The sequence below is a fragment of the Legionella jordanis genome, from assembly GCF_900637635.1.
Taxonomy (GTDB): domain Bacteria; phylum Pseudomonadota; class Gammaproteobacteria; order Legionellales; family Legionellaceae; genus Tatlockia; species Tatlockia jordanis.
Genome location: NZ_LR134383.1, coordinates 512831 through 524890, shown reverse-complemented (window position 1 = coordinate 524890; position 12060 = coordinate 512831). Strand labels below are relative to the sequence as shown.

Below are 12060 nucleotides of genomic sequence, written 5' to 3'. Positions count from 1 at the left end.
ATTACCACTTTTTCCCTGAACTTTTCGAATAGCTTCCCCCTCTGAAACAAGCATCTCCAATGACCTGGAGTTCTTCTTTTGTGCGGCCTTCTCTTGGGCTGTCGCAGGTTAACGAGGCCAAATGCTCTGCCCTTTTCCTTGTTTTGGTTTCTGTACCTTCACAGCCTGAAAGCAAACAAGCGAACACCATGATAGATAAACTGAAGCGTTTCATTTCTTCTCCTTGTCGTTATGACTGAATTACCATTTTTTACCTGAACTTTTATGATACGTACCCGCTCGAAATTGCTCATCACCCGCGGCCTGTATGGCCTCTTTATTGGCGTTTGCCGCATCTTTTACCGTCTGCGCGTTTTGTTGTGCTAATAAAAGCCCTCTGATTTGAAGTAATTGATGTGATTGATTGCTGGCTAATTGTGAAGCAGCCTGTAGTGCCTGCTTTTGCCCAACGGCACTTTGCGCCTGAGATTGCAAGACCCGTAGTTTTTCTGAGTCATCTTTCAAGCTCTGTTGTTGCTTATCAATCCCTTTGAGCATGGCATCATTAGCACGCTTTTCGGCAACAGAAGTTGAGAGTCTACTTTGTTTGATTTTCCTGAGTTCTTCGGGTGAGCAATGGCCATTACCATTAAAACAAGGAGTTTTCTGATAGTATTCCTGGCTCTGAAATCGGTCCAGATAACCTTGAAGGCTGCCTGCTTCCTGCTTGTAATAATCAATTGTATTAGTCGATTCAAGCAGATTATTAATGACAGAGTTGGCATTATCCCACTGGAAGGAAGTGAGCGACTTAGTGTTCTCTAACATATTTTGGTATTGCTGCAGCTGATTGTTGTATTGATCGATCTGAGTTTTATACTGACTCACCTGATTCAGTATGATTTTTCCATTTTCAATCCAATTGGCAAAATCAAATACGGGCGCACCGCTGGCGAAAACATGTAGTGTCCATAAATAAATAAGCATGATTCTAAATTTCATTGCACTCCTCCTGTATCAATAAGCAAACTGTCTATAAGGTTGTTTAAAGGTTAAATCTTTCACTACAATGATGTTGAAACGGTAACCGGGACGGACATTAATGGTCGGGGATACGTTCAAATTTTTTGAAACCAGTTGTGATGTCACCTCTCCTAACTGTTGTCCTAATGCCTGACTCAAGACAGAACCCGCTGTTGGTTGGTTGTAACCGAACTGGTTAGGCTGATTACTGTTCTGGCTGTAGGTAATACCCGCAACAATGCCAGACATTAAAAGCGCTGAGCCATAAATTCTTGCGTAATGATGATCCACTTGATCACGAAATCCGGCGAATCCCGCACTATCAGCGCCTGGCATGGAGCCAATATCCAATGCCTTGCCATCAGGAAACACCAGTCTCTGCCAAGCCACTAATACGGAATTCTGGCCAAAGCTCACATCACTGGAATAAATGCCAAATACTTTGGTTCCTTGAGGAATGAGAAGGTATTTACCCGTTGCGGTGTCATAGATGTTTTGTGATACCTGACCGATGATTTGCCCTGGTAATTCAGAGGAGATGCCACTGACCATTACTCCTGGAATCACCCCACCCGCCCTGAGTTCATATCGGCTGTTTGGACTTTCAAGTCTTGAGTTTAAATGCCAACGCATTTCATTTTCTTCACCACCTAAGGTTTGCGGCATGGGTTTGTTGTGTCTCCCTTGTACCAACATGAGTTGCTCTTTAAAGGCCGTAGATGGGTCAACATTGAATGTCACGTCATTCCCGCTCATGGATGTCCTTACACTTGCTCTGTTATTCAGCCGTACGTTATCCACCATAATGGATGTTTTTGCTTTGACCGCCTCTTCAAATTCTTGTGTTTTTTCCTGGCGAATGCGTTCTATTTCAGCATCAGTCACATTTTGATCCAACGTCTCTTGTTTTTGAGGCAAGTCTTGTTGCTCAAGTATGGGTAGGGAAGCCTCCTGCTTGATTGTGATCGTTTCAGTTTGCGGAGCTACGACTGGTACTTTGTGGTTTCCTACCACTTCATAAGCCAGACTCATGGTGTTTTTTTTCTGACTTTTAATCTTTACTATTTCGGGAGATTGGTTCTGTGCATTTGCCCGTTTATTGGCAACGAGCGCTATCAACATCACAAACACAGTCAAAATACTAATGACAATGATTAATGGTACGTTATTCACCCGCTTCACACCGGCTGCCTGGAGTTTTTGCGGTGAGTAGTCTTTTGATAAAAAATCGTTGTTTTGATTCATCAGTCTCACTCCTTACGAGTCCATGCGCTAACTGGGGAAAATTTTCCAGCAGTTTTGGCATAAATTCTGCTGAGGGTCTGTGAGCCAATAAAAAGGCTGACTCGGTAAAGGTTGGTTGCTTTAATCTCATCGACAACATAGAAAAAATTGGCCTTTTGTTTGGGGCAATTGTTTTCAATCACGCCATAACCTTTTTTCCGCATTTCATGAATCAGGCTGATGCCAAAAGCATCCCTTACCTTTTGACTGATGCAAAACGTATTTTGAGCAGGTGGATAGACACGTGTTAATTGGGATGCCGCGTCTTGTGCCAAATAAACGTCTCGGCCTTGAGATACTTGAGTAAAATTCCCATAACGCTGACTTGCACAGCTTGATAGCAATAGAGCAAACAATAAAACGCTTAGTTCCTTCATCTTTAGCACCTCGTAATGGTAATTTTTTCTTGAGAGCTTCCACTTCCGATAACCAATATTGCCCTATCAAAAACGCTATCGACGATGTAACGACAACCTTGCAGACGATAATTCACCATGACGGACTCTGATTTTTGAAACAAACCACGGCTTCTTAAAACCAATAAAGCAGGGGCTTCACTTTGTGCCATCGTTTTCGGCATCTCAATAATGGTCTTAACGCCATTGTTGTAAACCCGAACCGGCTTAAATCGTGCATGGCCCTGAATTCGGTAGTTGAAATTCAGGTTGCCAAGGTATTCGTTGGTTTCTGGTAACGTATCCATTTTTCTTCTTTCGGCCTGAACATTTTGAATGAACTGCCACTTTGCTTTTGCTTCATCGGGATAAATGAAAGATACGTAAGGCATAAACTCAGTGCGGTCGGACTTTAACCTGAAATGATAAGTTCTTCTGTCTGTAGTTACGACCAAAGAGGAATCAAGTCCAACATCTTTAGGCTTGATCAATAAGTGGATTTGTTGCGCAGCTCCTGAACCCGTAATGGATGGCTCAACAATGAAGCGTGGATCACCAACATTCATATCGTTAAACTGCTCACCTGCCTGCAAAGCAATATCACAAACCTGCAAGGGAGCGCATACTACCCTGATTTGCCCTGAGCCATAAACAAAACTGACTGATCCATCCGAGGATGGAAATGGTTTGCTGGTTTTGTCTCCCTTTTGCCAACGCTCTGCAATATCTAAAGCCTGCTTTTCCTGATTTGACAGTTTTGGATCGTTTTCGGAAAAATAACGAGTAGCCAGCTCATTATTATCCAGGGCAAAACCTGTCAATGGCATCAATAAACAAAAGGTGAGCATTATTTTTTTCATCGCTGTTCTCCATGCTTTAATTCATATGACCAGTTAAAATCACGAATAAAAATTAAGTGTGGGTTTTTCAAAATAGACTCACTGGAGATATCATTAAGTTCGTTGTCCTGATACATCGTGATCATGGCTTTCATCACAAAGGGCTTTTCTTTAAGCGTTCCATCACGATTTCTCACCGTCTCAACCCAATCAACCTGCCAAGTCTCATCAGACTCTTGTAGAACTGATCGAATCTCAATGCTGACGATTTCATGCGTCGCTCTTTCAAAGGGATTAGACTGCTGTTTGTTACTGTAAAATTCCTGAACTTTGGCTAGAGCCGCATCATTCTGGTTTAAATAGGAATAAACCTGAAACACAGCCTTCTTTTGTAGCTCAACATCGCTACTTACCATGCGGATGTTTTCAATAAAATGTGCAGCCGCCGCCCGATAATCATCAATATTGGCTTGTCCAACCCTATCCGCACGGGTGACTGACAAGGTATTGCCATTAGCGTCCTGCTGAAATACCAAAGGGATAAATTTGGACTGGGTGCCAATGGATATAAGCCCACCAACAGCGGCCAGCGCCACTAAGAGGCTGCTTAAGCCCACCAGTTGCCAAACCTGTACCGATTTCATAAGACCTGCGGTATGAACATTCCAGGCGCGTCTGGCGTTAAGAAAGGGATTATCCGTTAACGCTTCATTTTTCTTTTCAAGTCTTGGGGTATTAAGCCATTGTTTTATTTTTTTCATGCTGCTTCTCCGTACCGTTCCAATTGGATTCCTTTTTCCGTAAGCCACTGAGATACCCATCCATCACCGTACTTCAACTCAAGCTGTTTCATCCGCGCGATAGAATCGGGATCAGTAGCCCCTACAAAAGCCAAAGCCATAGAGCCTAATGCTAATTGATAAAGACGTTGTCCTTTTTCGCTGACATAGTAGTAATCACGCTTGGGTTGGGCTTGAGCTATGATGTCAATCTGACGTGGATTTAAGCCCATGCGTTCATAAATCACGCAGGTTTCAGGATCTCTTGCATATAGATTGGGTAAAAAGATTTTGGTGGCTGTGGATTCAACAATGATGTCTAAAATGCCGGATTTTGCTGCATGGGAAAGATGTTGAGTTGCCATAAATACAGCGCAGTTTTTCTTGGCCATGGAATCAAGCCATTCAGCAATCTTGTTTTTAAAGACCGGATGCGCGAGCATCAACCACGCTTCATCCAGTAAGATGAGCGTTGGGCGGCCATCCAGTGAGGTTTCAATGCGTCGAAACAGATAGAGCAACACAGGCAGTGCAAATTTTTCGCCTAATCCCATTAAGTGCTCAATTTCAAAGGTCATAAACGAGGACAGACCTAAACCATCACATTCAGCATCCAATAAATGCCCCATCAATCCATCGATGGTGTATTGCTTTAGGGTTTCACGAATGTGTTCGTCCTGAATGGTCATGACAAATTCAGATAAGGTTTTAGAGCCACTTTGGTGCATGCTGATAATGGCATAGCCGATTTCATTACGCTGTGCTGGGGTGGTATCCAAACCATTTAATGCCAGTATTGTATCAATCCACTCCATAGCCCAAGCCCTGTCTGCCTTGGACTCTAAAAACTGCAAGGGCGCAAAGGCAAGCTTTGAGTCTTTATCGGCAATGGTGTAATGCTCACCACCTGTCGCCTTGCAGGTTGGATACATGGATAGTCCTTTGTCAAATGAATAAATACGGGCATCTTTATACCGACGCCAAGACAATGCGAGTAAACCAAGGTGAGTTGATTTACCAGAACGCGTTGGACCAAACATAATGCCATGGCCTAAGTCTCTGACATGAAGATTCAGGCGAAACGGTGCATTACCACTGGTGACGCAATGCATCAGAGGTGGTGACAAGGGTGGGAACAGTGGGCACGGTGCTTTATTCTCACCTGTCCAGATGCTGGATGTTGGCAATAAGTCCGCTAGATTCATAGTATTAATCAATGGTCGTCTGATGTTTTCAACACCATGGCCTGGCAAACTTCCCATAAAAGCATCCATGGTATTAATGGTTTCTACTCTGGCCGCAAAACCCAACGCATTGATGTTCTTTTCAATGAACAGCGCTGCTTTTTCAACTTGTGCGCGATCCTCATCCATTAAAACAACAACCGAAGTATAATAACCTTGCCCTACCATGCCAGAATTGGTTTCAGCAATGGCTGATTGCGCGTCATTGACCATGCTAAGCGCATCTTCATCGACAATGCCTGAATTGGTATTAAAAATCTGATCAAAAAATCCTCTGACTTTTTGCTTCCATTTTTTACGGAATTTAGTGAAATGTGCGACAGCTTCATGCGCATCCATGAATATGAAGCGGGAGTTCCAGCGATATTCAATGGGTAATTGCGATAGCGCGGTTAAAATTCCAGGGTAAGATTCCATGGGAAAACCTTCAATCGCGACGCACTGAACAAACTTCCGACCAATTTTCGGAGTAATGCCTGGCGTTAATTCCTGACCGCCTATCAAAGCATCAAGATAAATCGGGTTTTTAGGCATATTGACGGGATGGTTAAGTCCTGTGACACAATACTGTAAGTGCCTTAGAAAGTTATCCTGCATTACTGTATCGCCTTTATCATCTGAGCCAAGCCTTTCCAGATGAACTGCCGAACTCATTCGTGATTCAAAATTGCGGCAAGATTGCTTGAAGGTCTCAATCAATTGATGCGTTTTTGCTTTCTGGCTTAAGCGCTCCCCTGAATCATCAAACATCAATTCAACAAAACGTTTTTGTACCAATACAGGCGGATACCAGGTTAACGTGATAACAAAATATCCTTCATATAAGGTTCCCAACTGTTCAAATAGCTGCCTTCTTTCTTCATCAACTGCCATTGATATGGGATCAGGAAAGTGAGAATAACCCCGTGCACTGTAACCAGGTGCAGCACGCCTCATGGCATCTACATGAATCATCCAACCGCTACCCATAGCGGATAAGGCTTGATTGATCCGAAATGACACCATCTCACGCACCTCATCGGTAGTATTGGCATTGTCTTCGCCATGATAAAGCCAGGCCGCCATAAAAGAGCCGTTTTTACCGACAATTACGCCATCATCTACAACCGCCGCATAATTAAGTAAATCAACCAGTCCAGCTGTATGGCTTCGATGCTTTTTGACATGGTGCCCACAGCTTTTACTTCGAATTTCCCAAAACAAAGTACCCAAAATGACAAGCCCTGTGGTACTAATCAAAAAGGCGATTAATTCAATCATTGATAACCTCTTTTGTTTTCCCTGAAAGGGGTTGAACGAGTCGGATAATAAGCCTGATAACGTCTTTGTCTCAGATAAACCGCTCTCATATAGGGATCAGATTTCGCCATTAAGCGAAGTCCTTTCAGAGATAAAAACCACATGACGATACCAGCAATCGCCGCCAGCCAATCCTGAGCGGCAAATACCAAAATGGCTGATAGCAATCCTGAAAACATGACAAGCTCACGGTCTCCGCCCATAAAGAGACTTGGACGATTTCCACATCTACGAATGGGAATAGTGCGAAGGCTCATGGCTGAGACTCCATTGCTGTCATCTCAACAGATGGCTTGGAAATTTCTGCCCCTTTGCCAGTAATCGCTGTCATGGTATTTTGTGCCGCTACCAGGAATGAAAGCACCAATACAAAAAAGACAAGGGTTCGCATAAAACCATTTAATTCACCACCAAAAATAAGTGTGGCACCGGCAGCAACCAGACCAATAATCGCCGCACTAAAGGCAAATGGACCTGTAATGGACTTCTGGATTTTGGTCAACCATGAGTCGAATGGAAGTCCTCCACCTGCTGTGGAGGCGCTAGCCGGATGAGTCATTAAAAATAGAAATAATATGACTGCCCCCATCATCCAAATTTTCTTGTGATTAAAACTGCTTAACTGATTCATTCATATTCTCCTTAAACAAGTTTCTTGATGTTGTATTGACCGTTTTTAAAACCCTCGACAGATATGATTTCTTTGACAAAGCGACCATCTGGCGTTCTTGCAATATGCACCACACAATGAACCGCCTCGCCAATTAAAGGTTCAATTTCAGCGGGTGCTGCCGGATTTCTGGTAATCAATGATTTCAAACGATAAAGCCCTGCAAGACAGTTATTCGCATGTAAGGTGGCCGCTCCTCCTTCGTGGCCGGTATTCCAGGCATCCAATAAATCTAAAGCTTCACTGCCTCGAACCTCACCGACAAGGATTCGGTCAGGGCGCATTCTGAGTGTGGTTTTTAGAAGTTGGGTCATGTTGACATCCATGGTAGTATGGTATTGAACGCAGTTTTCAGCTGAACACTGGATTTCGCCGGTATCCTCTATGATAAAAATGCGCTCATGTGGTGCGCTCTTTACCATTTCATGAATAATGGCGTTCACTAATGTTGTTTTGCCTGAACCTGTGCCGCCAATCACTAAAATATTCCGGTGGTTAGAAACCGCTTGTTGAATTATCTCGTTTTGCTCATCCGTCATAATTCCTGCTCGAACATATTCATCCAGTGTAAAAACGGATAGGGCTTTTTTACGAATAGCGAAGGTAGGGCGTGATACAACCGGTGGCAGTTGTCCTGCAAAACGGGAACCATCCAGTGGTAATTCCCCTTCAAGCATCGGCTTAAATCGGGTCACTTCTTTACCATGAAAGCCTGCAACAGTTTTGATGATGCTTTCGGCACGCACCTCATTGATACTTCCAATGCAACGCATTGTTTCCCCAAGACGTTCCTGCCAAAGCCTGCCATCCGCATTGAGCATGATTTCAACGGTTTTTGGATCGTTTAAAGCTCGTTCAATCAATCCACCCAGATCACGCCTTAACTTTTCTTTGGCTCGATCTTTAACCGTAATCAGCTGTTCTTCATCGATAGTCATGACTCAATTCTCAGGAATTTGTTGAAGAAGCGCTGCTTTTGAACTTATTAATAAGCCTGTCGACAATGCTCTCGTTGTTAGCTGCTTTATCTACAAACTTGTTATCTTTAATCTGATCGCGGTAAATGCGGCGTTGAATTTCATCACGATGGATTGGGATGGACTTGGGCGCATCAAAAGCAAGGCGGACCTCATCGTTTTGATACCCCACAATCGTGCAGTAAATATCCTCACTGATCACAACAGACTCCCCAACTCTTCTTGTTAATACCAACATGTCTTCTCTCCTATCAGGTTTTAAAATAAAAATGCTTTACATTGCTTAATATTCGCTTCCGCCAATTCGGCACTCGCAGGAGCAACTTCTTCAGGCGTGACATAAACGTTATTTCGTTTTTTTATGTCACGACAAATGCGAATCAGTTGAGGCAAGCTTGGCGGCATTTCACAAAAATCACGACACTCAACGATGGCTTGATTCAAAACGTCATCACTAAACTTGCTTAACCCCTCCATCCATTCCTTTTTGGCAAACTCCAAAAACCCATCGCTTTTGAACTGACTGCGCCACAAATGCCCATAAAAAACTGCAAAGCGCGTAAACAAACTCTCAATCCGCTTTTTATTGCTGTCGGTAGCATCGCAGGTTGATGACATTGCTTTGTTCGTACTCGTCTTCACTGATGCTTGCTGTGTCTTCTGCTTCTGGGTTCCAGAATGGATCAACAGTTGTGAGTTCAGTGTTTGGATGGCGCTTTGCATTCCTTTTCTCCTGCGTTACTTCAATTTTGACTTCATCTTCCCAGCATTTTTGAACCAACCAGTTGCTTGGATATTTCCAGGGTGGCACCCATTCGCCGTGGGCTACTTTTACATTTCGTGCTTTGATTTGGTTTTCCAGTGCTTGCAACATCATTCGCAATAGATGCTCGTCAGGGCTGATTTGTCTGAAGACTTCAAAAGCACGCTCGCGGGATTTTTTCTCGGGGTATAAATTCCAAAATTGTTCGAAGCGGCTTAATAAATAAATATAATTATTATCTTTAAGAGGTGTGGCGGCTTTTTGGGGTTCAGCTATGTCGGCTTTTATGGCCTCACCTTCAGAAAACTCATTGTTTACAAGCGTTTCCCCGTGCGGGTTTATGGCGGCTTTCTGTGGCGGGTTTATGGCGGCTTTATTTTGGACAGAATAATGCCTTGAAGCTAAGGGACATTTTAAAATGAGCTGCATGCCGTCAGATTGAACTTCAATCATGCCCGCACGTACCAAACCTGAAACTGCACGACGTACTTGATCACGAGAAAAGCTTTGGCTTTTAATTCCCTGATGTGGCTCGATGTATAATTGTTCAGATATCGATTGATAACTGATTCGTCGCTTGATACCTGTTATTCCTGTTTTAACATCCATATACGGTCTGATTCCTCTTAGATAAGCCAATTGCTGGATATGAGGTAAGCCACTCATTGCTGCCAGTTCATCCTGGTTTATTAACATGTCCATTGACTACTTACATTCCTATTTGAAATTGACCTTCAAAAACCGAACCCTCTTTAAAGTGTTGAAAATAATTAATTTTAGAGGCATCCTTACACTCATAACGCGTATAAACCCACACTTCATATACGTGTAACGCGTATAATATTGTATTATATACATGCATCACGTATAAATGTAAAGACATATTTATGAAAAATGCTACTAAAGTAAAAAAAGATAGTTCTGCAATGGGGCATCGCATCAAAAGAGCGCGCATGCTTGCTGGCTTATCTCGAAAAGATTTGGAAGAAAAGCATGGAATCAGTATCCATACACTCCAATCATGGGAGCTTGGAAGAAACCCATTAAATAAAGCCAAAGCTGCTTCTTTAGTAGAAATACTTAATCAATATGATGTGAGTTGTTCAATTGATTGGTTATTAGAAGGCATAGGAAAAGGCCCATCAGTAATCGAAAATGAATTTCAAAATTATCCATTTCTTGCAGATACAGTTGGTAACCTTCTCGCCTCAGAACAAGCCATACAAAAAGAGATAGACTTCTTTAAAACGAATAACCCAAATGCTGTTGTGATAACGGTCTCAGATGATGCGATGGAGCCGGAGTATAAGGTTGGAGACATTGTTGGCGGGATTAAATTTATAAATCAAAATAAAAAAAATCAATGCGTAGGGCATAATTGTATAGTGGAAACCACGGAAGGCACCTTTTTTCGACGATTGATAAAAAGTGAAGATAAGTATTTATTGGTTTGTAATAACAATAGAACTTCAGTCAGTGATCCCGTTATTTCAGCAGATTCAATTTTATCTATTGCCCCAGTTATTTGGCATCGATGGAAATTTGATGCCTTATCAAACTAGGGGATACGACCACTCATGTTACTGGTTCTTGCATCGTCCAATTTATTTTTTTAACAGCATTAATTTTATGTTCTGGCGCCAAATGTGCATACCTTAGTGTCATGGCAATATCAGAGTGCCCTAATAACTCCCGAACGGTATTTAGATCTACCCCAGCCATCACCAACTTACTCGCAAAATGATGACGTAAATCATGCCATCGAAACTGTGTAATATTCGCTTTTTTCAATAACGATCCCCATGAGCGTTTCACATGGTTAAATGGTTGATTATTTTTACTTGGAAAAACCAAGCCTTCTTTTTTCGCTGCTTTTTTGTTCAGATGATCCAAAATTTTATAAGCCTCATCATTGAGCGGAATATAACGAGAATGTTTGTTTTTTGTAATTTCACCAGATAAAATTAATGAACCTTCTGACAGATTCACCATATCCCAGGTCAAATGAAATAATTCGCCTCGTCTTAATCCTGTATTAATCGACAATAGCACCATCGGCATTAAGTAATCACAAGCATTGTCTTCTGAAAGCTCGGGTAATAAATCATAACCTCGCTTTTCTCGCCAGAGGTTTCCATTTTTTCGCATCAACCGGAGTTGATTGTCTCGTTCGATTAACGCTTCGCGTAAACGTGCTTCTTCTGCAAATGACAGATATCGAATTTTAGGTGAACGATCGATTTTATAAGGTTTTAACTTACCAAGTGCATTTTCTTTTAAAAAACCCCATTCAACTGCCTTGTTCATTAGTGATTTCAGCATGGTTATATTACGATTTAAGGTTGCCTGAGAAGTGCCTTCATTAAGACGTTTAACGCGCCATTGTTCTACAAGAGCAGGCGTAATTTCACCCAACGGCTTTGAAAAAAAAGCCTTATAACATCTAATAAGCCCTGCTAGCGTTTCTTGACCTCGTTTATGCGTTGATAAAACCCATGGCTTATAATCACTCTCAATAAATTCTTGTAGTGTCTTAGGCTTATTTATCCCTTTTTGTGCGGTTGGCTCAATCCCTTTATTGGCATTACTTAGCACCTCAATAGCTTTTTCACGAGCTTGAGCTGCTGTCATAACGCCGACTGTTCCAAGATTAATTTTTTTGCCTCTTTTGTACTGGCATACGTAACGCATGGTTCCTGATGGAAAAACTCTTATCATGAATCCTTTTAGATCAAGATCATGAACTTCGTATTCTTTATCTCTAGGAAGCAGTTTTTTAATAAGCGTGTTATTGATTTTTGCTTTCAT

15 protein-coding genes are annotated in these 12060 nt (G+C 42.2%); 1 reads left to right on the top strand and 14 read right to left on the bottom strand.

What is annotated here, in order from left to right; all coding sequences use genetic code 11:
• Nucleotide 1 precedes the first annotated feature (1 nt).
• The 13 genes from EL203_RS02465 to EL203_RS02405 are packed head-to-tail and all read right to left on the bottom strand — an operon-like array spanning nucleotide 2 to nucleotide 9954.
• Nucleotides 2–214 carry a hypothetical protein gene (locus tag EL203_RS02465; protein WP_058471077.1) on the bottom strand — a complete coding sequence of 71 codons (213 nt, stop codon included), beginning with the start codon at nucleotides 212–214 and terminating at the stop codon, nucleotides 2–4.
• 26 nt (nucleotides 215–240) lie between these two features.
• The gene (gene trbJ, locus EL203_RS02460; RefSeq protein ID WP_035889689.1) at nucleotides 241–981 is read right to left on the bottom strand and encodes a P-type conjugative transfer protein TrbJ; all 741 of its coding nucleotides are present in this window, start codon (nucleotides 979–981) and stop codon (nucleotides 241–243) included.
• Nucleotides 982–996: 15 nt separating this feature from the next.
• Nucleotides 997–2247 (bottom strand): TrbI/VirB10 family protein, encoded by a 1251-nt coding sequence (locus EL203_RS02455; RefSeq protein WP_058471078.1) that lies wholly within the window; start codon nucleotides 2245–2247, stop codon nucleotides 997–999.
• 5 nt (nucleotides 2248–2252) lie between these two features.
• Nucleotides 2253–2663 carry a conjugal transfer protein TrbH gene (locus EL203_RS02450; protein ID WP_058471079.1) on the bottom strand — a complete coding sequence of 137 codons (411 nt, stop codon included), beginning with the start codon at nucleotides 2661–2663 and terminating at the stop codon, nucleotides 2253–2255.
• 2 nt (nucleotides 2664–2665) lie between these two features.
• On the bottom strand, nucleotides 2666–3541 hold the full coding sequence (gene trbG / locus EL203_RS02445) for a P-type conjugative transfer protein TrbG (protein WP_058471080.1): 876 nt from the start codon (nucleotides 3539–3541) through the stop codon (nucleotides 2666–2668).
• Nucleotides 3538–4281 carry a conjugal transfer protein TrbF gene (locus EL203_RS02440; RefSeq protein ID WP_058471081.1) on the bottom strand — a complete coding sequence of 248 codons (744 nt, stop codon included), beginning with the start codon at nucleotides 4279–4281 and terminating at the stop codon, nucleotides 3538–3540. Before EL203_RS02440 ends, trbG begins: the two co-directional genes overlap by 4 nt.
• Nucleotides 4278–6803 (bottom strand): VirB4 family type IV secretion/conjugal transfer ATPase, encoded by a 2526-nt coding sequence (locus EL203_RS02435; RefSeq protein WP_058471082.1) that lies wholly within the window; start codon nucleotides 6801–6803, stop codon nucleotides 4278–4280. Before EL203_RS02435 ends, EL203_RS02440 begins: the two co-directional genes overlap by 4 nt.
• A complete protein-coding gene (locus tag EL203_RS02430; RefSeq protein WP_058471083.1) occupies nucleotides 6800–7099 on the bottom strand; it encodes a conjugal transfer protein TrbD in 300 nt (99 codons plus the stop codon). Before EL203_RS02430 ends, EL203_RS02435 begins: the two co-directional genes overlap by 4 nt.
• Nucleotides 7096–7473, bottom strand: coding sequence for a TrbC/VirB2 family protein (locus EL203_RS02425; RefSeq protein WP_058471084.1), 378 nt, complete (start codon nucleotides 7471–7473; stop codon nucleotides 7096–7098). The genes EL203_RS02430 and EL203_RS02425 overlap by 4 nt, the downstream gene beginning before the upstream one ends.
• An 11-nt stretch (nucleotides 7474–7484) precedes the next feature.
• Nucleotides 7485–8450, bottom strand: coding sequence for a P-type conjugative transfer ATPase TrbB (trbB, locus tag EL203_RS02420; protein WP_058471085.1), 966 nt, complete (start codon nucleotides 8448–8450; stop codon nucleotides 7485–7487).
• Between the two features lie 10 nt (nucleotides 8451–8460).
• Complete coding sequence (gene csrA / locus EL203_RS02415) at nucleotides 8461–8727, bottom strand: carbon storage regulator CsrA (RefSeq protein WP_027226391.1); 267 nt, start codon at nucleotides 8725–8727, stop codon at nucleotides 8461–8463.
• Nucleotides 8728–8747: 20 nt separating this feature from the next.
• The gene (locus EL203_RS02410; RefSeq protein WP_058472212.1) at nucleotides 8748–9056 is read right to left on the bottom strand and encodes a hypothetical protein; all 309 of its coding nucleotides are present in this window, start codon (nucleotides 9054–9056) and stop codon (nucleotides 8748–8750) included.
• 16 nt (nucleotides 9057–9072) lie between these two features.
• Nucleotides 9073–9954 (bottom strand): hypothetical protein, encoded by an 882-nt coding sequence (locus tag EL203_RS02405; RefSeq protein WP_058471086.1) that lies wholly within the window; start codon nucleotides 9952–9954, stop codon nucleotides 9073–9075.
• 185 nt (nucleotides 9955–10139) lie between these two features.
• Between EL203_RS02405 and EL203_RS02400 the strand changes: the two genes are divergently transcribed.
• A complete protein-coding gene (locus EL203_RS02400) occupies nucleotides 10140–10814 on the top strand; it encodes an XRE family transcriptional regulator (RefSeq protein WP_058471087.1) in 675 nt (224 codons plus the stop codon).
• 13 nt (nucleotides 10815–10827) lie between these two features.
• Here EL203_RS02400 and EL203_RS02395 read toward each other — a convergent pair whose 3' ends face one another.
• Nucleotides 10828–12060, bottom strand: a complete 1233-nt coding sequence (locus EL203_RS02395) for a site-specific integrase (RefSeq protein WP_058471088.1) — start codon at nucleotides 12058–12060, stop codon at nucleotides 10828–10830.

What these genes read in the sequence shown, in the direction of transcription:
- EL203_RS02465 (WP_058471077.1), bottom strand. Translation starts at nt 214, where the DNA reads ATGAAACGCTTCAGTTTATCTATCATGGTGTTCGCTTGTTTGCTTTCA.
- trbJ (WP_035889689.1), bottom strand. Translation starts at nt 981, where the DNA reads ATGAAATTTAGAATCATGCTTATTTATTTATGGACACTACATGTTTTC.
- EL203_RS02455 (WP_058471078.1), bottom strand. Translation starts at nt 2,247, where the DNA reads ATGAATCAAAACAACGATTTTTTATCAAAAGACTACTCACCGCAAAAA.
- EL203_RS02450 (WP_058471079.1), bottom strand. Translation starts at nt 2,663, where the DNA reads ATGAAGGAACTAAGCGTTTTATTGTTTGCTCTATTGCTATCAAGCTGT.
- trbG (WP_058471080.1), bottom strand. Translation starts at nt 3,541, where the DNA reads ATGAAAAAAATAATGCTCACCTTTTGTTTATTGATGCCATTGACAGGT.
- EL203_RS02440 (WP_058471081.1), bottom strand. Translation starts at nt 4,281, where the DNA reads ATGAAAAAAATAAAACAATGGCTTAATACCCCAAGACTTGAAAAGAAA.
- EL203_RS02435 (WP_058471082.1), bottom strand. Translation starts at nt 6,803, where the DNA reads ATGATTGAATTAATCGCCTTTTTGATTAGTACCACAGGGCTTGTCATT.
- EL203_RS02430 (WP_058471083.1), bottom strand. Translation starts at nt 7,099, where the DNA reads ATGAGCCTTCGCACTATTCCCATTCGTAGATGTGGAAATCGTCCAAGT.
- EL203_RS02425 (WP_058471084.1), bottom strand. Translation starts at nt 7,473, where the DNA reads ATGAATCAGTTAAGCAGTTTTAATCACAAGAAAATTTGGATGATGGGG.
- trbB (WP_058471085.1), bottom strand. Translation starts at nt 8,450, where the DNA reads ATGACTATCGATGAAGAACAGCTGATTACGGTTAAAGATCGAGCCAAA.
- csrA (WP_027226391.1), bottom strand. Translation starts at nt 8,727, where the DNA reads ATGTTGGTATTAACAAGAAGAGTTGGGGAGTCTGTTGTGATCAGTGAG.
- EL203_RS02405 (WP_058471086.1), bottom strand. Translation starts at nt 9,954, where the DNA reads ATGGACATGTTAATAAACCAGGATGAACTGGCAGCAATGAGTGGCTTA.
- EL203_RS02400 (WP_058471087.1), top strand. Translation starts at nt 10,140, where the DNA reads ATGAAAAATGCTACTAAAGTAAAAAAAGATAGTTCTGCAATGGGGCAT.
- EL203_RS02395 (WP_058471088.1), bottom strand. Translation starts at nt 12,060, where the DNA reads ATGAAAGCAAAAATCAATAACACGCTTATTAAAAAACTGCTTCCTAGA.